The sequence below is a fragment of the Thioalkalivibrio sp. ALE10 genome (assembly GCF_000381385.1).
Classification (GTDB): domain Bacteria; phylum Pseudomonadota; class Gammaproteobacteria; order Ectothiorhodospirales; family Ectothiorhodospiraceae; genus Thioalkalivibrio.
This window is the reverse complement of record NZ_KB906456.1, coordinates 132,168-158,312: the sequence shown is the minus strand read 5'-3', so window position 1 is coordinate 158,312 and position 26,145 is coordinate 132,168. Positions and strand designations below refer to the sequence as shown.

Genomic DNA, 26,145 nt, shown 5'->3' with positions numbered 1-26,145 from the left:
CGGCGATGCGCTGCAGCGTGCGCGCGAGCTGTCGGTGCAGGCGGCGAACGACACCAATTCGGCCTCGGACCGTCAGGCGATCAACGACGAGGTCCAGCAGCTGATGGACGAGGTCAGCCGTGTGGCGAACTCGGCCGAGTTCAATGGAGGCGCGGTTCTGGACGGCACGGTGGAGGATCTGTTCTTCCAGGTGGGTGCGAACCAGGGGCAGACCATTGCCGTGGACGGCGTGGATGCCCGGACCTCGGAGCTGGGGACCACCGAAGTGGAGGGAGCCAACGGGCTTTCACAGGAAGAGATTGGGCAGATCGACACGGATGTGGCATTCAATAACATTCAGATCGAAGGGGATGAGTTCTCTGATATCGATGTGGATCTGAGTGAGGCGGACAACCTTGAGGATGTGGTGCGGCTGGTGAACGCCGAGATTGCCAGCGAAGCGGCGGAAGGTGATACCAATGCGGCAGCGGTCGCGGATGCCAACCTGCAGGCCGCGTTGCGGGTCGATAACGCGGGCAACACGACGGTGGCTATCACTTCGCAGCTGGGCACGGAGGGCCTGCAGGTGACCGGGGGACAAGTGACCCTGGAGGGTGGAAGCACGGTTGACCTCTTTACGGCAGATGCTGGAACTGGTACGGCGATCGGGTCCGATGATGTGACGTTGAACGACATCGATGTGACCACGCGCGAGACGGCGACCCAGGCCATGGGTGCGCTGGATGGAGCGCTGACTGAGGTGAACTCGCTGCGTGCGGAGCTGGGTGCGGTGCAGACGCGTTTCGAGAGCACGATCTCGAACCTGGAGATCGGTTCGGAGAACCTGTCGGATGCGCGTTCGCGGATCCGGGATGCGGACTTTGCCGCGGAGACGGCGGACCTGACCCGGGCGCAGGTGCTGCAGCAGGCGGGGACCTCGGTTCTGTCGCAGGCGAATGCGGTCCCGCAGAACGTGCTGGGTCTGCTGCAGTAAGGCTTCGGCTTCCTCCGGGCCCGTGCTGCGGGCCATCCCGGGGCCCGTCCCGAGTGATCGGGGCGGGCCTTTTTGCGTTTTGGGGTGATCTCGGGGGCCGGTGGTCCGGGCGGGTGCGTTTTCGCGCGCGAGCGCGCTCCCACGGGGTGGCGGGGTTCGGGATATGGGATCCGGCTGTGTGATGGATTGCGGGGATTTTTCGGCGGCGGCAGGTAATTGCCGCCGGGATCGGCCAGAATCCGGGTAAAGGGATTTGCGGCGCGACATGGTGCGGCGCAGCGGGGCGGAAAAAATTTCCTCCGGGGCTAAAGTTCCTTGCCGGTCGGCCGTTATCGGCTGCAGGAGCGGAAGTGTTTCCGCACGGTTGGCCCCCGTCATGGGGCTGTCATGGCAAGAGGAAAAGACCATGTCTCAAGTCATCAACACCAACATCCTGTCGCTGAATGCGCAGCGGAACCTGAATGCTTCGCAGAATGCGCTTTCGCAGTCGCTGGAGCGCCTGTCATCGGGCCTTCGCATCAACAGTGCGAAGGACGACGCGGCGGGTCTGGCGATCTCCGAGCGTTTCACCAGCCAGATCAATGGCCTGAACCAGGCGGTGCGCAATTCGAACGACGGCATCTCGTTCGCGCAGACCGCGGAGGGCGCGCTGAACACCATTGGCGACGCGCTGCAACGTGCACGCGAGCTGTCGGTACAGGCCGCTAACGACACCAACTCGCCCTCCGACCGTCAGGCGCTGAACGACGAGGTGCAGCAGTTGATGGATGAGGTCAGCCGCGTGGCGAACTCGGCCGAGTTCAATGGCGGCCGGATCCTGGATGGCACGGTGGAGGACCTGTTCTTCCAGGTAGGGGCCAACCAGGGCCAGAGCATCGCGGTGAGCGGTGTGGATGCCCGGACCTCCGAGCTGGGGACCACCGAGGTGGTGGGAGCCAACGGGCTTTCACAGGAAGAGATTGGGCAGATCGACACGGATGTGGCATTCGCTGACATTCGGATTGAAGGAGATGATTTCAGCGATATCGATGTGGATCTGAGTGAGGCGGACAACCTTGAGGATGTGGTGCGGCTGGTGAACGCCGAGATTGCCAGCGAAGCGGCGGAAGGTGATACCAATGCGGCAGCGGTCGCGGATGCCAACCTGCAGGCCGCGTTGCGGGTCGATAACGCGGGCAACACGACGGTGGCCATTACCTCGCAGCTGGGGACGGAAGGCCTGGAGGTGTCCGGGGGGCAGGTGACACTGGAAGATTCCACTGAGATTGCGCTCTTTTCCGCCGCACCAGGAAATGGTCAGCAGACCTCCAATGAGGTCACCCTGAACGACATCGACGTGACGACGCGCGAGACCGCGACGCAGGCGATGGGCGCGCTGGATGGTGCGCTGACCGAGGTGAACTCGCTGCGTGCGGAGCTGGGTGCGGTGCAGACGCGCTTCGAGAGCACCATTTCCAACCTGGAAATCAGCGCGGAAAACCTGTCGGATGCGCGTTCGCGGATCCGGGATGCGGACTTTGCCGCGGAGACGGCGGAATTGACTCGGGCGCAGGTGCTGCAGCAGGCGGGGATCGCCGTGCTGTCGCAGGCCAATGCGGTGCCGCAGAACGTGCTGGGGCTTCTGCAGTAAACTCTCACTGACCACGACGCTGGAAGGATCCGGGCATGGGGCCGGATCCTTCCACGGAGGGCTGCCATATGACGGATATGATCAACAACAGCATGCCGGGCGCCGGGGGCTACACGCCGAATACCCGCTCCGGGGAATCCGGGGGCTGGCGTGCTGACGGGCGCGGTTCGGAAGCTCCGGGGGGTGGCGCTGTCGAGCGGAAGGGAGCTGCCGCCCCGGCGAGCGAGAGCGGGCCGGAACGGCAGGGGTCTTCCGGTAGCGAGAGGCGGGAGGTCGCTGAACCGGTGGAGGCCTCCGACCTCGAGCCGGTGGTCGAATCGATCAACGCCTATCTGCAGAACAGTCAGCGAACCCTGGAGTTCAGTGTGGATGATTCCACCGGGCGCACTGTCATCACGGTGATGGATGGCGAAAGCGACGAGATCATCCGCCAGATCCCGCCGGAGCAGATGCTGGTCCTGGCGGAGCATTTCGAGAACGAACGGGCGCTTGGCGGCACGGGATTTGTCGACAAGGCCTGAGCGGTGCGGGCCGGGCGGCATCGTTCTTGCTGCGTCGAAGGCGTTATTGCGCTGGCCCGGTCCTTGTGAGGGCCTTGCAGGAGCGCGCTTGCGCGCGAATGTGGATGTGGGGGCCACATGGCGCCATTTTCGCGGCCAAGGCCGCTCCTACAGTGATTCTTCACCCTTGAGGATGATCCCGCGGGGGCAGGCTTGGGTCCATAATGATTCATCCGCTCAAGTTTTCGGCAGAAGGGCCGTTAACCTGATCAGAAACGACGGAATACCCGTGCAGCGGGCAGGAAGGTAACGATCATGGCCATCAGTTCTCTCGGTGTCGGTTCCGGGCTGGATCTCAATCAGATCGTGGGCGATCTGGTGAACTCGCAGCGTGCGCCGCGCGAGGCCCGGCTGAACGAGCGCGAGGAACGCATCGAGGCGGAGATCTCGGCCTACGGTTCGCTCAGCAGCAGCATGGATGGCATCGGTTCGGCGCTGTCGAACCTGGCGGATTTCGAGCCCGAACAGTCGGTCTCGGTGAGCAACGAGGGTGTAGCCTCGGCGGTGCTCACCGGGGATGCGCCCAACGGTGACTTTGAAATGGACGTGCAGCGGCTGGCGAGAGCCGAGACCGTGGCCTCGCAGTCCGGTGATTTCGATGACGGAGATGACAAAGTCGGTGCCGGCACCTTCAGCTTCTCGGTGGGTGACGAAGATCCGGTCTCGCTGGATATCGGGGACAAAGACACGCTCAACGATCTGCGCGATGCGATTAATGACGCGGATGCCGGGGTGCGTGCATCCATCGTCAATGATGGCAATGGTGCGCGGCTGACCATGACCTCCGAAAACACGGGCGCGGAAAACACCATCAACGCCGAGGTGGTGGCGGAGGAAGAGAATGGTGAGCCAAGCGGTCTGGAACGTCTGGCCGATTTGGGAACGACCGTAGAGGCGCAGGATGCGTTGGTGACGATCAACGGTATGGATGTCACCAGCTCTTCCAACACCCTGGAGGACGCCATCGAGGGCATGGCCATCGACCTTGAGGGGGTCGGGGAGACCTTGGTGTCGGTGAGCGAGGACCGGGACGGGCTGCGGAACGGGCTGGAGTCATTCGTCGAGGCCTATAACACCATGGTGTCCGAAACCAACGAGATGACCGCCTATGACCCCGAGGAAGATGAGGCCGCGGTGCTCACCGGTGACAGCACGGTGCGCTCGGCCCGCAGCCGCATGAGCAATGCGCTGATGGAGCGTTCTCAGGTCGAGGGCATCAACAATCAGAGCCTCGCCGATCTGGGGATTACCAGTCAGCGCGACGGGACGCTGGCGTTCGACACCCAGCGTTTCGATGAGGTGAGGCGTAGCGAAGGATTCGAGGACGTGAAGGCTGCAGTGCGCGATATCGCCGGCGGCATGGAAGAGACCCTGCAGGGGATTACCGGGCCCGAAGGCCTGTTCCAGGTCCGCCAGGACGGGTTGCAGAACGAGCAGTCGCGGGTGGATGACCAGCGTGAACGGCTGGATGACCGGATCGAACGGCTGGAGGCCCGACTGGTGCGCCAGTTCTCCAGCATGGATACGGCCGTGGCCCAGATGCAGCAGACAGGGGATTACCTGCAGCAGCAGCTGGCCGGTATGGGACAGTAACAGAACGATCCATCGATGATTGGCAGGCGGTGCCGCAAAGGCGCCGTCCGGTTTCCGAACGGAGGCGAGCATGTACGGCATGAATACGAGAAAGAACGTCGATTCCTACCGCCAGGCGGGCATGCTGTCCGAGGTGCAGGTCGCGGATCCGCACCGTCTGGTGCAGATGCTGTTCGAGGGGGCGCTGGAGCGCATCGCGGTGGCCAAGGGCGCGATGAAGGCCGGCAATATCGCCTACAAGGGCGAGCGCATCGGCAAGGCGATTGACATCATCGACTCCCTGCGCTCGATGCTGGATGACAAGCACAATCCGGAGCTGGCCGAGCGTCTGGCCGCGCTGTATTCCTACATGATGCGCCGCCTGACCGAGGCCAACCTGCACAACGATCCGGAACGGCTGGACGAGGTGTCGAAGCTGCTGCGCGAGATCAAGGCAGGCTGGGACGAGATCCCGCCGGAATACCGCAACGCGTCCGCATCTCGCGCCAGCTGACCGTCTTGGACCCTCGTTCGCTGGCGAGTGCGCTGGATGATGTCCTGGGCCGCCTGCAGGCGGCCCGGGATGCCGAGGACTGGGAATCCCTGCCCGCGCTCGACGAGGAAGCGCGGGCGCTGATCCAGCGTGCCACGGTGAGCAGCGGAGACCGCCCTCCGGCGGGCGCCGAGACCGACGTGCGCGCGGCGCTGGAGCGGTTGTCCGAGTTCTATGCGGCCACGGTGCCGGGGCTGGCCGAACGGCGCTCCGAGACCGCGCGCGAGATCAAGGGCCTGCGTCAGGGCCAGCGGGCGGTGGGGGCGTATCAGAACACCCGCCGGGGCTGACCCGGCGCACCTCGTAGACGTTATCCAGTGAATGCAGGCGGTCGAACAGGCCGCTCAGCTCGCCCAGATCCGTGACCTCCGCCTCCAGCTCCATGCGCACGCTGCGATCTGCCGGATCGGTCTGCGTGTTGACCCGCAGCAGATTGATCCCGCTCTGCGAGAACACCCCGCCGACCTCGGCGAACAGGCCGGCGCGGTCCTGCGCTTCCAGCTCCAGCGACACGATTTCGGTTTCGGGTTCATCGCCCCAGCTGACCGGTATCAGGCGTGCGCGCTTGTCCTCCGGCAGGTGGAGGATGTTGGGGCAGTCGTCGCGGTGCACGGAGACCCCGGCGCCGCGGGTGATGAAGCCGATGATCGGGTCCCCGGGCTGCGGGTCGCAGCACTGCGCGCGGGTGGTGAGCAGGCCGCCGACCCCGCGGATGCGGATGTCCTCGGCATTGTGATCCGCGGCGTCGCCATCGCGGCGGCCCTCGCGGCGACGGGGGCTCGGCGCGGCGGGCGCCTCCTCGCGGGTCTTGTCGCGTTCTCGGCGCTCGCGGATCATCTGCGCCAGGCGTCCGGCGATCTGCCCGGTGGTGATGTCGCCGGCGCCCAGCGCGATCATCAGCTCGTCGAACCCGGGGTATTTCATCTGCCGCGCCAGCTCGTCGCGGTCGAGATCGGGGATGCGTTCGTGCAGTCCGAGCCGCTGGCATTCGCGGTCGAACAGCTGCTTGCCGGTGGCCAGGTGCTCGTCCTGATGCTGCTGGCGGAACCAGGTGCGCACCTTGGCCCGCGCCCGCGAGGTGTTGAGATAGCCGAGGTTGGGGTTGAGCCAGTCGCGGCTGGGGCCGCCCTCGCGGGCGGTAAGTACCTCGACGCGTTCGCCGGAGCGCAGGCGGTAGGTGAGCGGGACGATGCGCCCGTCGACCTTGGCGCCGCGGCAGCGGTGGCCCACCTCGGTGTGCACGGCGTAGGCGAAATCCAGCGGCGTGGCGCCCTGGGCGAGGTCCAGCACGTCGCCCTGCGGGGTCAGTACGAACACGCGCTGGTGCAGCGGCTCGCTCTGGATCTCGTCGAGCAGGTTCTGGTCGGAGCCGTCGTTCTCCAGTAGCTGGCGCAGCGAGGTGATGGCCTGGTTCAGGGCGCGATCCTCGCGTCCGCCTTCCTTGTAGCGCCAGTGGGCGGCGACCCCGAGTTCGGCGAACTCGTCCATCTCGCGGGTGCGGATCTGCACTTCCACGACTTTGCCCTCCGGTCCCACCACCGCGGTGTGCAGGGACTGGTAGCCGTTGTCCTTGGGGTTGGCGATGTAGTCGTCGAACTCGCCGGGCAGGTGGCGCCAGTGGTTGTGCACCACGCCCAGCACGGTGTAGCAGGTCGCCAGCCGGTCCACGATCACGCGCGTGGCGCGCAGGTCGTACAGCTCGGACAGCGAGGTGTTTTTGCGCTGCATCTTCTTCCAGATGCTGTAGATGTGCTTGGGCCGGCCGAACACCCGGGCCTCGATCCCCGCATCGGCCAGGTGCTTTTCCAGCATCCGGGTGAAGCGGGCGACGTATTCCTCGCGCTCGGTGCGGTTCTCCTCCAGCCCGCGCGCGATATCGCGGTAGGTCTCCGGTTCGAGGATGCGCAGCGAGAGATCTTCCATCTCCCACTTGAGCTGGCCCACGCCCAGCCGGTTGGCCAGCGGGGCGATCACGTCCAGGGTCTCCTGTGCCAGCGCGCGGGCACTGGCGTCGGGTTCCTTGACCACCAGGCGCAGGTGCTGCACGCGGAACGCCAGCTTGATCAGCACCGCGCGCACGTCGTCGACCATGGCCATCAGCATGCGTCGCAGGCGCTCGGCCTGTTCGGGCCGGCCGGCCGGGGTCTCGAAGCGGCGGCGGACCAGTGCGGAGACGTTCTCGGTGAGCTGCGCGACGCGTTCGCCGTAGTCCCGGCGCAGGGCCTTCGCGTCGGCGTGCCCGGCGAGAAAGACCGGGACCAGCAGGGTGGCGATCAGGGTCTGACGGTCGACGTTGAGGTGGCGCAGGATCTCGGCGACATCCAGCGCATGCGCCTCCAGACCGGCGGCGTCCACCGACTCCAGCGCGCGGTCCAGTGCGGAGGCCAGGGCGCCATCCGGGGCGTCGCCGCCGGCCAGGCGGCGCAAAAGCTGGTCGCGATCCAGGCCGAGGAGTTCGGTGTTGGTCAGCAGGGAATGGCGCATCGCGAGGACCGTGTGGGGCGCGGGGATGGGACGCGCCCATTGTACCCGAGTTGCGGAGGGCGACGGGGATGTTCAGGATCATGGGCATGGCCAATGTGATCCGGTTCCTGATCCTGCTCGCGACGGGTTACGCCGTGCTGGTGGCGACCGTCTATCTGACCCAGGACCGCCTGATTTACATGCCCTCGCGCGACGTGACCTCCACGCCCGCGGATGCCGGGCTGGACTTCGAGGAGGTGTGGCTGGAGCCGGAGGCGGACGTGCGCCTGCATGGCTGGTATCTGCCGGGTCCGGAGGAGGATGCCCCGGTGTTGCTGTTTTTCCATGGCAATGCGGGCAACATCGGGCATCGCCTGCATTCGCTGCAGCGGTTCCACGAGGTGGGGCTCGCAGTGCTGATCATCGATTATCGCGGCTACGGCCGTTCCTCGGGCCGGCCGGATGCGCCGGGGCTGCACGCCGACGCCGAGGCCGCCTGGGACTATCTGCGCGAGGAACGCGGCTACGCGACGGAGGACATCGTGGTGTTCGGCCGCTCGCTGGGGGCGGCGGTGGCGGCGCGCCTGGCGGCGGAGCGCGAACCCGGTGCGGTGATCCTGGAGTCCGCGTTCACTTCGGCGGCGGATCTGGGGGCGGAGATCTACCCGTTCCTGCCGGTACGCTGGCTGATCCGCCATCCGTATCCGGTCCTCGAACATGTCCGGCGCCTGGAAGCCCCGCTGCTGCTGGTGCATGCGCGCGAGGACGAGATCGTGCCCTTCGAGCATGCGCGCCGCCTGCAGGCGGCGGCCCCGGGCACCCCGCCGATCCTGGGCCTGTGCGGCGGCCACAACGACGGCTTCCTGCGGTCCGGGTCGCTTTACACCCGCGGGTTGCAGGATTTCCTCGCCGCGGCCGGCCTGCTGCGTGGCGGAACGCCCTGAGGTCGCGCCGGGTCCATCACGATTCACCACTACTTGCTGCACGGGAGAAAGCCATGAAAGCACTGCTGATCGATGCCGAAAAACAGTCCATCGAACCGATCGAGATCGGCGGACGGGAAGACCTGCCCGGACTGATCGGATACGAAACCCTCGAGGCGGATACGATCGGCCCCGAAGGCGACACCCTGTTCTTCGACGAGGAATGTTTCCTGCGCGGAACCGCCGGTCGCTTCCAGATTGACAGCATCATTCCGGTGTCCGGCCGGGGCGTGGTGGTCGGTTCCTCCGATGGCGGCACGACTCTGCAGGATGTCGTCTCCGACGTGGACAGCCTCAGCGCGCGTCTGAAGTACCTGTAGACCGTTCCCGGGTCTCCACCTGCACCTCGCCGTGCAGGGTGCGGTGTACCGGACAGCGATCGGCGATCTGCAGCATGCGTTCGCGCTGTTTCGCATCCAGGTCGCCCTCGATGGTGATCTCGCGGGTGATGCGGTCGACCGGGCCGTTCTCGCCCTTGAGTTTCTCGTGCTGCAGATGCACCCGGACGCGTTCCAGCGGCAGCTGCTTGTGCGCGGCGTACATGCGCAGGGTCATGCTGGTGCAGGCCCCCAGCGACGCCAGCAGTAGCTCGTAGGGGTTCGGGCCGGTGCCATCGCCGCCGACGTCCGGCGGTTCGTCGGCCAGGAAGTGATGCGGGCCGATGCGGACGTCCTGCTGGTACTGGCCGTCGCCGGTCTCCTCGACCGTCACTGCGGTCCCGTCGCCGGGCGCGTCCGCGTCCGCCGAATCCCCTCGTTCTTCGCCGATATAGCGTGTGCCCCAGGCGGCGACCAGTCCGGCCACGTATTCGGCGTCGGCCGGATTGAGCAGGGTGTGGTCGGCATCGTCCAGTGACACGAAGCTCTTTGGATGGCGCGCCGTCTCGAAGATGCGCCGCGCCGCGTCCACCGACACCACCGTGTCGCCCGGAGCGTGCAGGATCATCAGCGGCCGGTCGAGGTCGCGGATGCGTTCGGCCTGGGTCTGGCTGCGCAGGTCCTCGACGAACTCCCGCCGGATACGGAACGGGCGGCCGGCGAGGTTCACCGTCGCCTCGCCTTCGGTCTCGATGGTCTCTAGCGCCTCGCCGAAGTGGTCCAGCACGCTGTCGGCCTCGAACGGGGCGGCGATGGTGGCGACCGCGCGGCATTCTGGAATCCGACCGGCGACGCCCAGTACCGCCGCGCCGCCCAGGCTGTGGCCAACCAGCAGGGCGGGGGCGGCATCCCGGCCACGCAGATAGTCGGCCGCAGCCAGCAGGTCCTCCAGATTGGAGGAGAAGCCGCTGTTGGCGAAATCGCCCTCGCTGTCGCCGAGTCCCGTGAAGTCGAAACGCAGCGTCGCGATGCCGGTTTCAGCCAGCCCGCGGGCGATACGGTTGGCGGCGCGGTTGTCCTTGCCGCAGGTAAAGCAGTGGGCGAACAGTGCCCAGGCCCGGACGGGGCCGGTGGGGCGATCGATGCGCCCGGCCAGCATCTGGCCCCGGTGGCCAGGAAATTCGACGCGTTCTCGGCGCATGCAGCGGACTCCTGTGTTCGTGCCGGGATTCGGCCGGATGTCGGCCGGATCCCGGAAAACAAAAAACCCGCCGGAAGGCGCTCCCGGCGGGTGGCCCGGCCCGCTCCGGAAGACGGAGCGGGCAGTGGAGCAGGCCGGTCCTACGCCTTGCCGGCTGCTTCGGCTTCGGCCAGCCGGATCAGCTTCAGCTCGTGGAACAGCCCCATCAGCAGGCTGACCGACATGACCAGAAGCACGATCATGAACGGCAGACCCGTACTGACCGCGCCGGCCTGGAGGGCCGACAGGGCGGCGGCTCCGCCGACGGCCAGCAGCACGGCGGCGATCAGGCCCTCGACGGTGGCCCAGAACAGGCGCTGCGACTGCGGGGCGTCGGTCTTGCCGCCGGAGGTGATGCTGTCGATGACCAGCGAACCGGAGTCCGAGGAGGTCACGAAGAACACCAGCACCAGCACCACGGCCAGGAACGAGGTGAGCGCGGCCAGCGGCAGGTTCTGCAGCATCTGGAACAGCGCCAGCGAGGAGTCGGTGATGCCCTCGTCGGCCAGCGCGCCGATGCCGTCGCGCACCTGATCGATGCCGGTGCCGCCGAACACGCTCATCCAGATGACGGTGACCAGCGTGGGTACGATCAGCACGGCGGTGACGAACTGGCGCACCGTACGCCCGCGCGAGACGCGCGCGATGAACATGCCGACGAACGGCGACCAGGAGATCCACCACGCCCAGAAGAAGATGGTCCAGCTGTGGTAGAAGGTCTCGTCCTCGCGCCCGACCGGGTTGCTCAGCGGGATGATGTACTGGGCATAGGCCGAGAGCGTGGTGCCGGTGTTGGCGAGGAAGGCGATGAAGCCGCCGAAGATCATCACGAACAGCATGAGCAGCCCGGCGACGATCAGGTTGAGGTTGCTCAGCACCTTCACCCCGCCGTCGATGCCGCGCATGACCGAGAGCAGGGCGATCACGGTGATGCCGATGATCACCGCCAGCTGCGTGCCCAGTCCGCCGTCGATGCCGTCGAACAGGAAGTCCAGGCCGGAGGCCGCCTGCTGCGCCCCCAGACCCAGCGAGGTGGCGAGACCGAACAGCGTGGCGAGCACCGCCAGGGTGTCGATCACGTGGCCGAACGGGCCCCAGACGCGCTCGCCCAGGATCGGGTAGAACGCCGAACGGATGGTCAGCGGCAGCCCCTTGTTGTAGGCGAAGAAGGCCAGCGCGAGGCCGACGATGGCATAGACCGCCCAGGGATGCAGACCCCAGTGATACATGGTGGCGCCCAGCGCGGCTTGCTTGGAGGCCTCGGTGCCGCCTTCGATCCCCAGCGGGGTGCCGAACCATTCGGTGAAGTAACCCACCGGTTCCGCCACGGCCCAGAACATCAGGCCGATGCCCATGCCCGCGGCGAACAGCATGGAGAACCAGGACAGCACGCCGAAATCGGGTTTGGCGTCCTGGCCGCCGATACGGATGCGGCCGATCGGGAGGAGGATCAGGGCGAGGGCGAAGAGGACGAACAGGTTGCCGGCCGAGAGGAACAGCCAGTCGAAGGTTTCCTGGATCCAGGTCTGGGTGGCGCCGAGGCTGTCATTCGCCTGTTCCGGGAAGACCAGGGCGCCGATCACGAACAGCAGGATCAGTGCGGCACTGACCACGAAAACCGGGTTGTGGAGATCCAGTCCGAGAGGGTTGATGTTCTGCTCACCGATCTCGTGATCGGTGTCGTAGGCCTTTTCCAGCTCTTCTTTTTGTTTTTGCAGGTCGTCGTTGTCGCTCACCCCGATACCTCCCTTGTTTGGTGATAGTGAGATGATTGCACGTCCGGGGCGGAAGCCTCAATGCGTGCGCTGTTTTCAGTCCGCCCGGCCATGACCGAAGGTGCGTGCCACGTAGTCGATGTCCTTGTCGCCGCGCCCGGAAAGGTTCACCAGTACGGTGCTGCCCGGGTGCTCGCGCGCGTGCTCCACCGCCCAGGCGACTGCATGGGCGCTCTCCAGGGCGGGGATGATGCCTTCGGTCCGCGACAGGCGGTAAAAGGCATCCAGAGTCTCGTCATCGCCGATTGCGTGATAGGCGGCCCGCCCGGTGGTCTTCAGATACGAGTGTTCGGGGCCGACGCCGGGGTAGTCCAGTCCCGAGGCGATCGAATGTACCGGGGCCGGGTTGCCCTCGTCGTCGGTCAGCAGCATGCACTTGAAGCCGTGCAGCATCCCCGGTTTGCCGAAGGTCATGGTGGCGGAATGCTGTCCCGGTTCGCTGCCGCGACCCAGCGGCTCCACACCGTTGAGCTGCACCTCGGGATCCTCGATGAAACCGGCGAACATGCCCATCGCGTTGGAGCCGCCGCCGACGCAGGCGACCACCTGCTCCGGCAGCTGGCCGTCGGTCAGCTCCTGGTACTGTTCGCGCGCCTCGATCCCCACCACCGACTGGAAGTTGCGCACCATCATCGGGAACGGGTGCGGGCCGACCACCGAGCCGATCGCGAACAGGGCCTCGTCGGCCTGCGAGAGATACGACTGGAACGCGGAGTCCACCGCTTCCTTGAGGCTGCGCCCGCCGAAAGATACCGGGACGACCTCCGCCCCCATCAGCTTCATGCGGGTGACGTTGGGCGCTTCCTTTTCGATGTCGATCTCGCCCATGTGGATCTCGCATTCCATGCCGAAGCAGGCCGCCGCAGTGGCCAGGGCCACGCCGTGCTGGCCGGCGCCGGTCTCCGCGATCAGCTTCTTCTTGCCCATGTGGCGCGCGAGAAGGGCCTCGCCCATGCAGTGATTGAGCTTGTGTGCCCCGGAGTGGTTGAGGTCCTCGCGCTTGAGGTAGATATGCGCGCCGGCCTCGCGGCTGAGGTTGCGCGCGTAGTAGACCGGGGTGGGGCGGCCCTGGTAATGCCGGCGGATGTAGCGAAGTTCCTGCAGGAAGTCCGCCGACAGCGCCAGCTGACGCCAGGCGCGCTCGATCTCGGCGAAATGGGATTCGAGTTCCGGTGGCAGGAAGGCGCCGCCAAAATCACCGAAATAGCCTTCGGCATTCGGAAAGTCCTTGAGGTACGACATGGCAGTCTCGTGGCCGGGGGCGGCGCGGGCCGCCGTGGATCTCCGTGAGAGGGCCTATCATCGTGGTTGCCGCTCGTGCGGACAAGCGGGCGGGGAGGGCGCCCGGCCGGGCCGGGCGCCGGGGCCGGTTTACTGCAGCACGCTTTCGAGGATGCGTTCGTTGTCCTCGGTGGCTTCGGCCATGATGTCGGCGATGCTGCCGCCGAACACCCGCGCCACCAGACTGGTGTTCATGCGCGATACGATGACGGTACCGTCAGCGCGTTCGTAGACCGAGACGCGGCAGGGCATCATGGAGGTCACCAGATAGTTGTCTTCCTCGCTCAGGAGGTTCCCGGCGTGATCCGGCTGGCACAGTTCGAGGACCGTCACCGGGGCGACGTCGTATCCATGTTCGCCCACGGTGCCGCTCAGGTCGTGCTTGGTCGGGACCGCCCAGCCTTCGGCTTCGGCCGCGGTCTCGATGCGCTCGATGGTTTCCGCGTAGCCATACTGGCTTTCGTCCTCGACGATCATCAGTCCGGGCGCGGCGTTGTAGGCATAGGCAAAGGCCAGGATGATACCGGCGATCAGGCCGATGATGGCCCCCAACAGGAAACGGTTCTGCATTGCTCTCTCTCCTCGCTGTTTTTGTTGTCAGCATTCCCACGATACGCCCGTCGGGCCTGAAATGACCATGGCGAGCTCCCTGAAAGAGCATGGCGGTCCGCTGTTGCTGGGCGCGCTGGTGGTGGGCGGCATCGTGGCAGGCAGCCTGCTGGGCGATCCGGAACGGGTGCTGACGGCCGGGCAGCAGCTGACGGCGGACCCGTGGCGTCTGGCCGCACTGGTGGTACTGATGGCGGTGCTTTTCACCTTCGCCCTGCCGGGCAGCCTGGTGGTGTGGCTCATCGCGCCGTTCGTGTCGCCGTGGATCGCCGTGCCGCTGCTGGTCACGGGCAGTACGCTGGGGGCGCTGGGCGGATACTGGCTGGCGGGGCGGCTGGGAGCGGACCGGGGGCCGCTGAAGCGTCATCCGTGGCTGGTGGAGGCATTGCGACGCCACGGAGACTTCCTGCATCTGATGGCGATGCGGACCTTTCCGGGCTTCCCGCACTCGGTGATCAACTACGCGGCGGGCATGCTGCGGCTGTCACGCGTGGCGTTCGTGCTGGCGACCATCCTCGGGCTGAGCGTGAAGTGGGGGGTGTACGCCAGCGTGCTGTATGGCGCGGCCGAGGCCATCGAGCGTGGTGACGCGCTGGATCTGCGCACGCTTGTGCCGCTGGCCGTGCTTGCGGTGCTGCTGCTGGCCGGCGGATGGCTGCGCCAGCGGGTCCGCCGTTCGGTGGAGGGCCCGGCGGAGCGCTGACCGGGTTTCGCGCGGCCGGGTTCTCGCGCAGGATACGCGGCAACGGAAACGGGAGAGCCGGGATGATATTCGGACGATCGCATGCGTTCTTCGCCACCGTGAATCCGGTGGTGTTCACCGCGTCATCCATCGTGGTGCTGACCTTCGTGCTGTTCGGGGTCATCTTCACCGAGACGGCATCGCTGACCTTTGCCGCGATCCACGGGTTCATCACCGAGTATCTGGGCTGGATCTACATCCTGGCGGTGACCATCTTCCTTGCCTTTCTGGTCTGGCTGGCGCTCAGTCCGTACGGGCGGATTCGCCTCGGGAATACCGAGGACCGCCCGGAGTTCAGCTTCATGGCCTGGTTCTCGCTGCTGTTCGGGGCGGGCATGGGCATCGGCCTGATCTTCTGGAGCGTGGCCGAGCCGATGCTGCACTACCAGAACCCGCCGTTCGGCGAGGGCGAGACCCAGGAAGCGGCCGGCGAAGCGATGGCCTTCACCTTCTTCCACTGGGGGCTGCATGCCTGGGCGGTGTACGTGGTGCTGGGCCTGTCGGTGGCGTATTTCTCGTTCCGCAAGGGCCTGCCGCTGACCATTCGGTCGATCTTCTATCCAATGCTGGGGGATCGGATCTACGGGCCGATCGGGCACGTAATCGACATCCTCGCGGTGTTCGGCACGCTGTTCGGGCTGGCGACCTCGCTGGGCTTCGGGGCGATGCAGCTGAACACCGGTCTCAACGTGCTGTTCGGCATGCCGGTGTCCGGCTGGTTCCAGGTGGGGATCATCGGGGCGATCACCTTCGTCGCGGTGATGGCCGTGATCTCCGGGCTGGACCGCGGGCTGAAATGGATGAGCCTGGCCAACCTGTGGCTGGCCACGGCGTTGCTGCTGTTCGTGCTGCTCGCCGGGCCGACGCTGTTCATCATCCGTTTCTTCCTCGACTCCATCGGCGAGTATCTCAACCACATCGTGCAGCTGAGTCTGACCGCCGGCGCGATGCAGGAGGCCGAGTGGCAGAAGAGCTGGACCATCTTCTACTGGGCCTGGTGGATCGCCTGGTCACCGTTCGTCGGGATCTTCATCGCGCGGGTCTCGCGCGGGCGCACCATCCGCGAGTTCATTGCCGGCGTGCTGCTGCTGCCGTCCCTTTTCGTGTTCGTGTGGCTGGCGGTGTTCGGCGGCACGGCGCTGCATTTCGAGCTGTTCGGGGACGGCGCGGGGATCGCGGCGGCGGTGGCCGAGGACACGACCATCGCGCTGTACGCCACGCTGGAGCAGCTGCCGCTGTTCCATCTGGCCTCGGGGCTGGCGACCATCCTGATCGCGACCTACTTCATCACCTCGTCGGGCTCCGGGACCCACGTGATCGACGCGCTGGTCTCGCGCGGGAGCACGCGCTCGCCCAAGCGTCAGCGGGTGATCTGGGGCATCACCGAGGGCGCGGTGGCGGCGACCCTGCTGATCGTGGGCGGCGAGATGGCCCTGGACGGGCTGCAGACCGGGGCGATCACCGCGGGACTGCCGGTGGCGATCATCCTGCTGTTCGCCTGCGTGAACCTGACCCGGGCACTGCAGGGCGAGACGGCCGCCCCGTACTGACGCGGCCTGATGCGTCGGCGGGTACGGGACAAGTCCCTGTTCCGGGTCTTGGTTTCGGCGGTTGGCTGCGCCACACTGCGCGCATGTCGACCGCCGCTCCCCCTTCCCGTGCCGGCTCTGCCGGGCGCCCGCTGTCGCGCCTGGCGGTGCTGGTGGTGGACGATTTCGCCAACATGCGGGCGACCCTGCGCGAGATGCTGCTGACCTCCGGCTTCGAGGACATCGATCTCGCGCGCGATGGCGTGGATGCGCTGGACAAGCTGGAACGGCGTCGCTACGACATCGTGCTGTGCGACTACAACCTGGGCGACGGGCCGGACGGCCAGCAGGTACTGGACCGGGCCCGTGAACAGGGCTGGGTCGGGCCGGCCACGGTGTTCGTGATGGTCACCGCCGAGAACAGCAACGAGATGGTCATGGGGGCGCTGGAGAGCGGTCCCGATGCCTACCTGTCCAAGCCCTTCAACCGCGAACTGCTGGTAGTACGCCTGCAGCGCGCCCTGCGGCGGCGGGACCCGCTGCGTGCGCTGGATCCGCTCTGGCGTCGTGGCGAGTTCGCACAGGCGCGGGCCGAGGCCGAACGCATGCTGGAAGCAGGAGAGGGGCGTGCCGCCGACCTGCAGCGCCTGCGCAGCGATCTGGCCCTGGCCGAGGGCGAGCCGGGCGTGGCGGCCGAGGCCGCCCGTGCGGTGACGGGCGAGACCACGCCGCCCTGGGCACAGGTGCGTCTGGGCGAGGTGGCCGAAGCCGAGGGGGACCTTGCGGCCGCCGAGGAGGCGTATCGGGCGGCCATCGCGGCAACGCCGTATTACATGCCGGCGCATGACCGGCTGGCGTTCGTGCTGGAACGCACCGGCCGCGAGCGCGAGGCGCTGGACGTGCTGGTCGCGGCGGCGGAACGCTCGCCCAAGTCGCTGGCGCGGCAGCGGGAGCTGGGGCGGCTGGCCCTGGCCCGGGGGGAATACGAGCGCGCCGCGCGGGCCTGGCGCCATGCGATGGCCCTGGCGACCCAGATGCAGATACCGCATCCGGGTGACATGGCGTATCAACTGGAGGCATTGATCGCGCGCGGGGCGACCCGCGAGGCGCGGACCAAACTGCAGAGCCTGGAGAGTGATTACCGCGGTCATCCGGAAGTGCACTGGTGGGTCGTGGTGACGCGTCTGCGCCTGCTGCTGGCCGGTGTGGCGGTGGATCGCGCGGGGTTGCTCGGCCAGCTGGATGCGGCCATGGCAGCCGGATCACCGCCGCCGGCGCTGCGCGAGGTGCTGCCGGACCTGCTGGAGCAGGCAGGTGAGGGCGAACGCGCGCGGAGCCTGCGGACATCGAACGGCGGCCCGGGGGAGACATGAAGAGCATCGATTTCGGTACCGTCATCGCCATTTCCATCCACGACATGAAGAACTCGCTGGGGATGGCGATGAATTCGCTGGAGGCGCTGCGGGACCCGGAGACCGGCGAGTGCAACTGCGACGAGCAGACCATCGCGCGGCTGCAGTACGAGGCCCATCGCGTGCACGACAGCCTGGTACAGATGCTCACGCTGTACCGCAACCAGCAGGGGCTCTACACCCCGCGTTTTCGCCCGCTGCTGGTGATCGAACTGCTGGAGGACTACTGGGCGTCCAGCAAGCCACTGATGGATCACAGCGGGGTGACGGCCGAAATCGAGTGCGACGAGGACCTGGAATGGGTGCTCGATCGGGAACTGGTGACGGCGGTGCTGGAGAACGTGGTGACCAACACGGTGCGCTACTGCAACGCTCGCATCCGTCTGTCGGCCGCGGTGCGCGACGGCGAGCTGTGGCTGCAGGTGGAAGACGACGGTCCCGGGTTCCCGGAGCCCATGCTGGGTTCGCGAACCACCGAGGATCAGGCGATGCTGGAGCGCGGCGCCGGGCGGACCGGACTGGGCCTGTATTTCTGCGCGATGATCGCCGAGCTGCACACGGCACCGGACGGGACGCCGGGCTCGGTCCGGCTGTCGAATGATTCGGATCTCGGCGGGGGGCGCTTTACCCTGAGACTGCCGGCGCTGCCGCCGTCCGAAACCCTGTAGCGGCGGCGGTTTCGGGCGCCTTTGCGGGGCGCCGGGTAACTTGTGGTCTTACTGTCAAATCGAGAGAATCAATGCAAGCAGGATGGATTCGTCATGCCGGTCCGGCGTTGGCCGGGGCACTGCTGGGACTGGTGCTGGTGGCCTGCGGCGGGGAGACCACGGCGCCGGTGACCCTGGATCAGCTGAGCAGCTCCGCAGCCGAGTTTGACGGCGAGATGGTGGAGGTGACCGGTCGCGTCCAGTCCTTCGATGATCCGCGGCATTACTGGATCGAGGATCATCCGCGCAACCGCGTGGCGATTTCGCCGGATGCGGCGGTCGCCGACCACGTGGGCGAGGAAGTGCGCCTGGTCGGCCGGTTTTCGTATGATCCCGAGAGTGGCCGTTCGCTCGAAGTGAATGCGGAGGCGACGGCCGCCGCCAACGCCAGCCACTGACAACGCCATCCACTGACCAACGAGCGGACGACGCACATGAGCGAATGGATCGACGTGGGGCCGGAAGGCTCGATTGAACCCGGAGACCACCGGCTGCTCAAGGCCGGGGATACTGAAGTGGCGGTGTTCAACGTGGATGGCCGCTACTTTGCCCTCGAGAACCTCTGCTCGCACGAAGAATTCCCCATCGCGGGTGGCACGATCGACGACGACTGCATCACCTGCCCGCTGCACGACGCGGAATTCGACCTGCACACCGGCGAGGCACTCACGCCGCCGGCCGAGGACCCCATCCCGACCTTCCCGGTGCGGGTGCAGGACGGGATGATCCAGGTCGGCAGTCAGCCGATCGGCGGCGACGCTTGAACCGGTCCGATCGCGCGCCCCGGGTGCGGCGATGACCGCCGATGGCGACTGGCAGGGCCTCGCGGGGCTGTCGGCGACCCAGCGCGAGGAGCTGGCGGCCGGCATTGTCCCGCGGGTGGTCGGTCATCTTGAAGCCTGCCTGAACACCACGCTGGAACAATAGGAGCAGGGGGCGACCTGGCGCGAGGAGCAGGGCGAAGCCCTGGAGTGGGCAGCGCAGCTGCGGGCCTATGCCACGCCCATCCTGCAGGAGTTCCGCGACGCCCTGGCGGGTGATCTGCGCAATCCCGAGTACCCGCCGCACTACGATTTTTCGGGCATCGCGTTTGCGGGCGGAGATTCCGGCCTGCACATCCTCGATGACTACCAGTCGAGCCGGCGTTCGTTGCGCCACCAGCTCGAGGGCTCGGTGCGCGAGAACAATCGGTATTCGTATTTCATGCTGGTCCAGGCGGCGCGCGAGGACCGGCGCTTCGAACATCCCAACTGGGCGCCGTGGTCGCCGCTGCACTGGGACGAGCGACTGATCGAGGCGGCGGAACGGTATTTCGGGCGCACCGCGCTGACTCTCGACCTGATGCAGGGCTATCTGCGCTGTCTGCGCGATTCCGGTGCGCCGATGATGGCGTTCGTGGTGGAAACGGTGGATGCCTGCGGCCTGGTGACCGAGGAGCCCGAAGCCGGCACCGCGGCTGGCGGCGCGCGCGAGCGGGAAAGCTCGGCAAGCTGGCAGGCCTATCCGCGGCCGCTGCGAGCCGTTCCGAAGTGCGGCCGCCGGACGCCGATCTCGGTCCGCTGTCCGCCCGGGGCGGGCCGGAGATGCCGTCAGCGGAGGATGCCCCCGAGGCCTGGGCCCGCTGGGCCGCGGAGCTGGCCCGGGCCACCGGCAGTGGCCCGCGGTCGTCCGTAGCGGGGGATGCGCCCGCAGGTTCCGGGCCGGATGGGGATGCCGGTGCGGGGGGCGCTTCCGGGAATGCCCCGGCCGCGGCGGAGCAGGCCCGCAGTCAGGAGGATCTGACGCCGTTCATTCTCGACCTGCTGCAGGGGATGTTCGACCACATCTTCCGCCAGGTCGGTTTCAATCCGCGCGTGCGGGCCGAAATCGCCGACATGCAGTTCGCGCTGGCGCGGGTCGTGATCCGTGATCTGTCGTTCTTCCGGGATCGCTCCCATCCGCTGCGGCTGTGGATCGGCAGCGTGATCAACACCGGGATCCGTGTGAGTCCGGAGGCGGACGATGCCGAAGGAGACGCTGGCGAAGAAGGCGTGAGCGCCTATCTGCAACGCATCCGCGAGTCGGTCGAGCGCCTGCGTCACGAGGCGGACAGCATGGACCGGGAGGGTGCGCGCGCCCTGCTGGAGGACTGGCTGGCCGCGATCGAGGAGGAAGACGCGCGCTGGCACCGGCGCCAGGAGTCCCGCACGGAGGCCTTCCAGGCCGAGGAACGCGCGGCGCGTGCACGGCGTTCGCTGACCGTCTGCGTACTGGAGTCCGGGGCCTCCCTGCCGCAAACGGCGGCGGACTCCGTGGAGGCGGCCTGGGAAGACCTGCTGGCGGCGGACGGCGGCGAGGACGAGGAGGTGAGCCGGGCGATCCGCGGCGTGGTGGAAGCGATCTGTCGCGGAGCGACGCCGGCAGAGATCCAGCCGCGGGTGGCAGAGCTCAAGGCGGCGGGCGAGCAGGCCGGTGTCGAGGCGCAAAGGCTGCGCCGGGTCGTCGAGCAGCTGGGCCGGGCGCATCTTGCGCGCATGCGGGCCACGGCGGACGCCGAGGCGTTCGACCCGCAAGAGCGGATCCGCCATCGGCGGCATCTGCGCTACGAGGACGACGATCCCGAACTGGTCACCGATCTGGACGACGCCTGGGTGTTCGAGGCCAGTCGCGCCCGGGTGGGAGACTGGTACGAGATGGTCGACCGCACCACCGGTGAGGCGCGGCGCATGGCGCTGGTATGGCGGGGGGAGGCCACGCGGCGGTTCCTGTTCGTGTCGCTTGACGGGGTGAGTGCGCGACGGCACAGCCTGCAGGGTGTGGCACAGGAGCTGCGCGAGGGCCGGATGCGGATCCTGCCGCAGGACAACCCGCTGGACGCAATGATTCGCTGAAGGGGTCGTAAAACCGGCCGTGCGGGGCGGCCCCGCACGGCAACCGGGTAACCGGCGGGTCAGTCGACCGGCGGCATGTATTCGTAGCGCCGGTGGTCTTCCTCTTCGGGCATGGGTACGCCGGCGGCTTCGAGGGCCTCGGTCAGGTCCTCGCAGTCGTCCAGGTCGTCGGCCCGGTTGCGCAGGGTGTACAGCGCATCCGAGGCTTCGGCGACGGGCATGCGGATAACGATTTCGCCGTTTTCGGCCTTGACCAGATTCATGATCATTCCTCCCGTTTGAGTCGCTGGTTCAGTCCTCGATCGAGGGCTGGCGCGGCGCATGTTCGTCGAATGCGTGCGGCGGCTGGCGGAACTCGTTGTCCAGCTCGTACACGCCCTGCTGCAGAACCGAAGACAGCGCGCGGGCGCCATTGCGGACCTCGCCGTTCAGTTCCGTCAGGTTTTCGGTGATGCTTTTGGCCGTTTTCTTGTCCAGCGTCAGCGTGACGATGCCGTTCTCGTTCTTGACGTCCATGGGCGGCTCCTTTTCGGATGGTCGCACGTTGGTGACTTGATCCAGCTCAATACTGTGACAGGATTGGGGGCGTAAAATTCTCGAGGGCGTATGCCGTTCCCGTGAAGCCCCTGATTCAAGCGTAGACCATGCGTGCGAGCCGGGGGGCTTGTCGAGGGGGAAGCTTCCATTCTTCAACCGGCCGCAGAGCCGGGGTTTTCACACAGGGGATTCCTTTACGTGTCTTGTCTTTCAGCCGGAGCCCGGTGTTGATGTCTTCCCGTGCCCCGGTGTTTCGACTCAGCGCGGCCGCACTGATCGCGCTCGGTTATCTCGTGGCGGGCTCCCTGTGGGTCGCGCTGTCCGACATGCTCTTCATGTGGAGCTTCGGGATCGAGGCGAGCCTGACCCGGGTCAGTCTGCTGAAGGGCCTGGGGTTCGTCTGGGTGAGTGGCGGACTGCTGTACCTGGCCATGCGGACATTCGGGGTCCGTCGGGGCGCGCGGACGCGTAACGGCGGCGGTCTGACACTGCTGCGCGGTCGCCAGCCCTGGGTCTGGGTCGCCCTCGCGGTGGCGGTCGCCGGTTCGGTCGGTGGTGTCGCCTTCGGCACGTTCCATATCGCTCAGGCCACCGCGGATCAGCAGGTGCGCGAAGAACTGCGGGCCACTGCCTTTCTCAAGGGCGGGCTGGTCGATCGGTGGATGGCGGAACGCGCCGGAGATGCCCGAATCCTGGCGGATGCGCGCGGTTTCACCGCGTTTGTCCGCTCGCTGCAGCGCCACGACTCCGAGGTCGCACGCACTACGCTGGAGAACCGCCTGCAGGCGATCCGGACGGCCTACGGTTATCGCTCCGTGGCGATCCTGGGGGCGGAGGAACACGCGGAACTGCTGGTTGCGGGGGATGAGTCCTTCCAGCGCGCCGCGGCCAGAGCGGCCCGCGTGGAAGCGATGCAGAGCGGAGTCGTCAGCCGGGCGCACGTGGACGCCGTGGACGACGCAGGGACGACCCTGCTGCACTGGGCCGCGCCTTTGCATCATCCCGGCGATCGCAACTCGGAACCGCTGGCGGTGGTGCTGTTTTCCGCCGATCTGGATCGCCTGGCTCCGCTGCTCGGGGCCGCCATCGACCTGGAAGACGGGGATGCGGCGACCTGGCTGGTCAGTCATCCGTCCGACCGCGCGCCGGTGGTGATGCGGCTGGACGGTGAGTCCGCCCGGCGCGTGGAACCCCCGGCGGAGTTTTCGCAGGTGGAGAGCCGCCTGCTGCGCGGCGGCTCCGGCGAGGCGGTGCGGATCGGATCGCTGGGCGAAGAGGATAATGGTCGTCTGGCGGCGGTGCGTGGCCTCGAGCTCGATGACTGGTCGGTGGTGGTCAAGCGGGACCGCGCGCCCCTGGTGGCCGGGGCGCATCGGCAGGCGGCATGGACCGGCGGCGCCCTGTTGCTGGTCTGGCTGCTGATGGCCGGCGCCGGGGCGCTGGTGGGGCGTCAGCAATGGCTGCAGCGCAACCTGCGGCTGATGCAGTCGCATTCGGAACAGGACCGCCTGCTGCGGGTGTTCTTCGATATGCCGTTCGTGGGCATGGCGGTGTCAGGGCCGGGTGGTCAGGGCTGGGAGCGCGTCAACGACTGCCTGGGCGACATGCTGGGTTACCGGCCGGAAGAACTGGCGAAGCTCGACTGGGACCGCCTTGCGCACCCCGAGGACCGTTCCCTGGGTGCCGATCTGGATCGCGAGATGCGTGAAGGCCGGCGCGACGGCTATGACGTGGAAAAGCGCCTGCTGCGGGCGGATGGCAGCGTGATGGTGGCGCACCTCTCCCTGAAGTGTACTCGCCACGCGGACGGCAGCCTGGACCGTGTCGTGGTCACGGTGGAGGACATCACCCGGCGCCGGGAGGAGGAGGAACGCCGGCGCCTGGCGTCGGTGGTGTTCGAGAATACCCGCGAGGGCGTCGTGATCACCGACAGTACGGCGCACATCCTGTCGGTGAACCGCGCGTTCACCGAGCTGATGGGCTACACCCAGGACGAAGTGATCGGGCGCACGCCGAAGATGTTCCAGTCCGGCCGGCATGACCGCACCTTCTACCAGAACATGTTCCGCCAGCTGGAGCTCTACGGACACTGGCAGGGGGAGATCTGGAACCGGCGCAAGAACGGCGAGGTGTTCCCCGAGCTGCAGAGCATCACGGCGGTGCACGACCCGCAGGGCCGGCTCACGCATTACGTGTCGGTGTTCGCCGATATCTCGCGGATCAAGGCCTCGGAGGAGGAGCTGGACTACCTGGCGCATCATGATCCGCTGACCGAGCTGCCCAACCGTCGCCTGCTGCTGGCACGTCTGGGCCATGGCATCTCGCTGATGCGGCGGCGCAACGGGGTGCTGGCGCTGCTGATCGTGGATCTCGACCGCTTCAAGGACGTCAATGACAGCCACGGCCACGCCGCCGGCGATGCCCTGCTGCGCAGCGCGGCCATCCGGCTGCAGCGCGAGCGCCGCGGCACCGATACCGTGGCGCGGCTGGCCGGGGACGAATTCGCGGTGGTGGTGGAGAATCTGGCCCACCCGGACGACGCCGGCATGATTGCCGAATCCATGATCCGCCACCTGGCCGAGCCCTGTGACCTGGGCAACGGAGTCGAGGTCGAGGTGGTGGCGACCGTCGGGATCGCGCTGTTCCCGGATCACGGGGCCGGTTCCGAGGCGCTGCTGCAGCAGGCGGGCACCGCGCTGTCGCGCGCCAAGGAAGAGGGGCGCGGGTCGTATCGTTACTACTCGGACGCCTATACCGAGGCGGCGCGCGAGCGCATCGATCTCAGCTCACGTCTGCGCCGCGCGATGGAGCATGACCACCTGGAGGTCCATTACCAGCCGCAGTACGAGATCGCGACGGGGCGCCTCATCGGGGCCGAGGCCCTGCTGCGCTGGAACGATCCGGTGCTGGGGCGTGTGTCGCCCGGTCGTTTCATCCCGGTCGCGGAGAAGACCGGCCTGATCGTGGAGCTGGGCGCCTGGGTCCTGCAGGAGGTGATCCGGCAGGGGCGCGCCTGGCTGGACGCGGGTTATCCTCCGATCCGGCTGGCGGTGAATGTGTCTGCGCTGCAGTTCCGGCGCATGGCGCTGGATGAACAGGTCGCCGCCACCCTGGACGAGCACGGACTGCCGCCGGAATGTCTGGAGCTGGAGATCACCGAGTCCGCGCTGATGGCGGATGCCGAGCGGGCCCGTCGCATTCTGGAATCGCTGCGGGGGCGGGGCGTGCATTTCGCCGTGGATGACTTCGGCACGGGCTATTCCTCGCTGTCGCAGCTGAAGAGCTTTGCGGTGGACACCCTCAAGATCGACAAGAGCTTCGTCGACGGCATCGCCGGAGTGGTGCACGAGGATGACGTGCATGACCAGTCGATCACCACCGCGATCGTGGCGATGGCGCACGGGCTGGGGCTGACCGTGGTGGCCGAGGGCGTGGAGACCGCCGAACAGCTGGAGGCGCTGTGTGCGCTGAGCTGCGATTTTTATCAGGGCTACTTTGCCAGCCGGCCGCTACCGGTGGCGGAATTCGAGCGCGACGTTCTGACCACCTCCGAACAGGGGGGGTGAGGCGCGCCGGGAATTGGTACACTTCGCGGCTTGTTGGGCCGGCCCGGCACCGGGCACAGGGGAGAGCAGAACCGATGGAAACCGATCCGGAGCGGAAACCGCATCCTGTCCTCAAGGACTATTACGGGGACGAAAGCAACAAGCGCGCATTCGTCGACGACCTGTTCGACCGCACCGCGCCCTACTACGACCGGATCCTGCGGTTCGGTTTTCTGGGTACGGGGCAGGCGTATCGCCGCTACTCGCTCAAGCAGTCCGGTCTGCAGCCGGACATGGAGGTCCTGGATGTGGCGACCGGGACCGGGCCGGTGGCCGAAGAGATCCGCAAGATCACCGGCGATGAGCGCATCACCTGCGTGGATCCGTCGCGCGGGATGATCGATGTGGCGCGGGGCAAGCTGAATTCGCGCTTCATCCAGGGGCTGGCCGAGGATCTGCCGGTCGCCAGCGAGCAGTTCGACCGCGTGTACATGGGCTACGGTCTGCGTCACGTGCGGGATCTGCGCGAGGCGTTTGCGGAGTACTTTCGCGCGCTCAAGCCCGGCGGTCGCTGCATGATCCTCGAGGTCTCGCGTCCGCGGACGAAGCGGCAGATGGTCATGGCCCGTTTCTACTTCCGCGATTTCATCCCGTTTCTCAGTCGTGTGCTGACACGTGATCCGGACGGGCATACCCTGATGCGGTATTTCTGGGAAACCATTGACCAGTGCGTGCCCCCGGAGGAGATCATGGAGACGCTGGAATCGGTGGGCTTCGAGGACGTCCACCGTGAAGTGCAGCTGGGGGTCTTCTCCGCCTACATGGCCACGCGTCCGGCCTGATACCG

At 67.0% G+C, this 26,145-nt stretch carries 23 protein-coding genes and 1 pseudogene; 17 read left to right on the top strand and 7 right to left on the bottom strand.

Going from position 1 to position 26,145, the window contains the following annotated elements:
* The 6 genes from F788_RS0111855 to F788_RS0111830 form a co-directional block, all read left to right on the top strand.
* A partial coding sequence (locus F788_RS0111855; RefSeq protein ID WP_019590296.1) for a flagellin occupies positions 1 to 973 on the top strand: 973 nt, incomplete at its 5' end.
* Between the two features lie 406 nt (positions 974 to 1,379).
* A complete protein-coding gene (locus tag F788_RS0111850; RefSeq protein ID WP_019590295.1) occupies positions 1,380 to 2,603 on the top strand; it encodes a flagellin in 1,224 nt (407 codons plus the stop codon).
* Between the two features lie 68 nt (positions 2,604 to 2,671).
* Positions 2,672 to 3,124 carry a flagellar protein FlaG gene (locus tag F788_RS13790; protein WP_081622836.1) on the top strand — a complete coding sequence of 151 codons (453 nt, stop codon included), beginning with the start codon at positions 2,672 to 2,674 and terminating at the stop codon, positions 3,122 to 3,124.
* Positions 3,125 to 3,418: 294 nt separating this feature from the next.
* Positions 3,419 to 4,756, top strand: a complete 1,338-nt coding sequence (gene fliD, locus F788_RS0111840) for a flagellar filament capping protein FliD (RefSeq protein ID WP_019590293.1) — start codon at positions 3,419 to 3,421, stop codon at positions 4,754 to 4,756.
* Positions 4,757 to 4,826: 70 nt separating this feature from the next.
* Positions 4,827 to 5,249 (top strand): flagellar export chaperone FliS, encoded by a 423-nt coding sequence (gene fliS, locus F788_RS0111835; RefSeq protein WP_019021942.1) that lies wholly within the window; start codon positions 4,827 to 4,829, stop codon positions 5,247 to 5,249.
* Positions 5,250 to 5,254: 5 nt separating this feature from the next.
* Positions 5,255 to 5,578, top strand: a complete 324-nt coding sequence (locus tag F788_RS0111830) for a flagellar protein FliT (RefSeq protein WP_019590292.1) — start codon at positions 5,255 to 5,257, stop codon at positions 5,576 to 5,578.
* On the opposite strand, the gene F788_RS0111825 is transcribed toward F788_RS0111830, so the two are convergent.
* The gene (locus tag F788_RS0111825; RefSeq protein ID WP_019590291.1) at positions 5,517 to 7,772 is read right to left on the bottom strand and encodes a bifunctional (p)ppGpp synthetase/guanosine-3',5'-bis(diphosphate) 3'-pyrophosphohydrolase; all 2,256 of its coding nucleotides are present in this window, start codon (positions 7,770 to 7,772) and stop codon (positions 5,517 to 5,519) included. The genes F788_RS0111830 and F788_RS0111825 overlap by 62 nt on opposite strands.
* 86 nt (positions 7,773 to 7,858) lie before the next feature.
* Between F788_RS0111825 and F788_RS0111820 the strand changes: the two genes are divergently transcribed.
* Positions 7,859 to 8,695 carry an alpha/beta hydrolase gene (locus F788_RS0111820; protein ID WP_019021945.1) on the top strand — a complete coding sequence of 279 codons (837 nt, stop codon included), beginning with the start codon at positions 7,859 to 7,861 and terminating at the stop codon, positions 8,693 to 8,695.
* A 53-nt stretch (positions 8,696 to 8,748) separates the two neighbouring features.
* Positions 8,749 to 9,054 (top strand): hypothetical protein, encoded by a 306-nt coding sequence (locus F788_RS0111815; RefSeq protein ID WP_019590289.1) that lies wholly within the window; start codon positions 8,749 to 8,751, stop codon positions 9,052 to 9,054.
* Here F788_RS0111815 and F788_RS0111810 read toward each other — a convergent pair.
* From F788_RS0111810 to F788_RS0111795, 4 genes are all read right to left on the bottom strand, one after another.
* Positions 9,029 to 10,252 carry a bifunctional alpha/beta hydrolase/OsmC family protein gene (locus tag F788_RS0111810; protein ID WP_019590288.1) on the bottom strand — a complete coding sequence of 408 codons (1,224 nt, stop codon included), beginning with the start codon at positions 10,250 to 10,252 and terminating at the stop codon, positions 9,029 to 9,031. The two genes, F788_RS0111815 and F788_RS0111810, sit on opposite strands and share 26 nt — an antisense overlap.
* Positions 10,253 to 10,392: 140 nt before the next feature.
* Positions 10,393 to 12,027 (bottom strand): BCCT family transporter, encoded by a 1,635-nt coding sequence (locus F788_RS0111805; protein ID WP_019021947.1) that lies wholly within the window; start codon positions 12,025 to 12,027, stop codon positions 10,393 to 10,395.
* Positions 12,028 to 12,102: 75 nt separating this feature from the next.
* Positions 12,103 to 13,308, bottom strand: a complete 1,206-nt coding sequence (gene trpB / locus F788_RS0111800) for a tryptophan synthase subunit beta (protein ID WP_019590287.1) — start codon at positions 13,306 to 13,308, stop codon at positions 12,103 to 12,105.
* A 129-nt stretch (positions 13,309 to 13,437) separates the two neighbouring features.
* Entirely contained in the window at positions 13,438 to 13,917 is a 480-nt protein-coding gene (locus F788_RS0111795; RefSeq protein WP_019590286.1) for a DUF302 domain-containing protein, read from the bottom strand.
* Between the two features lie 61 nt (positions 13,918 to 13,978).
* Between F788_RS0111795 and F788_RS0111790 the strand changes: the two genes are divergently transcribed.
* From F788_RS0111790 to F788_RS13440, 7 genes and pseudogenes are all read left to right on the top strand, one after another.
* Positions 13,979 to 14,659 (top strand): VTT domain-containing protein, encoded by a 681-nt coding sequence (locus tag F788_RS0111790; RefSeq protein WP_019592913.1) that lies wholly within the window; start codon positions 13,979 to 13,981, stop codon positions 14,657 to 14,659.
* Positions 14,660 to 14,721: 62 nt separating this feature from the next.
* The gene (locus F788_RS0111785) at positions 14,722 to 16,248 is read left to right on the top strand and encodes a BCCT family transporter (protein WP_019590284.1); all 1,527 of its coding nucleotides are present in this window, start codon (positions 14,722 to 14,724) and stop codon (positions 16,246 to 16,248) included.
* A gap of 83 nt (positions 16,249 to 16,331) precedes the next feature.
* Entirely contained in the window at positions 16,332 to 17,600 is a 1,269-nt protein-coding gene (locus F788_RS0111780; RefSeq protein ID WP_019590283.1) for a tetratricopeptide repeat-containing response regulator, read from the top strand.
* Positions 17,597 to 18,307: a sensor histidine kinase KdpD gene (locus F788_RS0111775; protein ID WP_019590282.1), complete on the top strand. Its 711-nt coding sequence runs from the start codon at positions 17,597 to 17,599 to the stop codon at positions 18,305 to 18,307. Before F788_RS0111780 ends, F788_RS0111775 begins: the two co-directional genes overlap by 4 nt.
* Before the next feature lie 107 nt (positions 18,308 to 18,414).
* Positions 18,415 to 18,744, top strand: a complete 330-nt coding sequence (locus F788_RS0111770; RefSeq protein WP_019021954.1) for a hypothetical protein — start codon at positions 18,415 to 18,417, stop codon at positions 18,742 to 18,744.
* Between the two features lie 36 nt (positions 18,745 to 18,780).
* A complete protein-coding gene (locus F788_RS0111765; protein ID WP_019590281.1) occupies positions 18,781 to 19,110 on the top strand; it encodes a non-heme iron oxygenase ferredoxin subunit in 330 nt (109 codons plus the stop codon).
* Positions 19,111 to 19,141: 31 nt separating this feature from the next.
* Positions 19,142 to 21,216 (top strand): annotated as a pseudogene (locus tag F788_RS13440) (DUF1631 family protein).
* Between the two features lie 59 nt (positions 21,217 to 21,275).
* On the opposite strand, the gene F788_RS0111755 reads toward F788_RS13440, so the two are convergent.
* Together F788_RS0111755 and F788_RS0111750 are read right to left on the bottom strand one after the other, a co-directional pair.
* On the bottom strand, positions 21,276 to 21,479 hold the full coding sequence (locus F788_RS0111755) for a hypothetical protein (RefSeq protein WP_018946123.1): 204 nt from the start codon (positions 21,477 to 21,479) through the stop codon (positions 21,276 to 21,278).
* 28 nt (positions 21,480 to 21,507) lie between these two features.
* On the bottom strand, positions 21,508 to 21,732 hold the full coding sequence (locus F788_RS0111750; protein WP_018870767.1) for a hypothetical protein: 225 nt from the start codon (positions 21,730 to 21,732) through the stop codon (positions 21,508 to 21,510).
* 251 nt (positions 21,733 to 21,983) lie between these two features.
* On the opposite strand from F788_RS0111750, the gene F788_RS0111745 reads away from it, so the two are divergent.
* Both F788_RS0111745 and F788_RS0111740 read left to right on the top strand, forming a co-directional pair.
* On the top strand, positions 21,984 to 25,319 hold the full coding sequence (locus F788_RS0111745) for a bifunctional diguanylate cyclase/phosphodiesterase (RefSeq protein WP_019590277.1): 3,336 nt from the start codon (positions 21,984 to 21,986) through the stop codon (positions 25,317 to 25,319).
* A 74-nt stretch (positions 25,320 to 25,393) separates the two neighbouring features.
* A complete protein-coding gene (locus tag F788_RS0111740; protein ID WP_018870769.1) occupies positions 25,394 to 26,140 on the top strand; it encodes a class I SAM-dependent methyltransferase in 747 nt (248 codons plus the stop codon).
* The last annotated feature ends 5 nt before the right edge of the window (positions 26,141 to 26,145 follow it).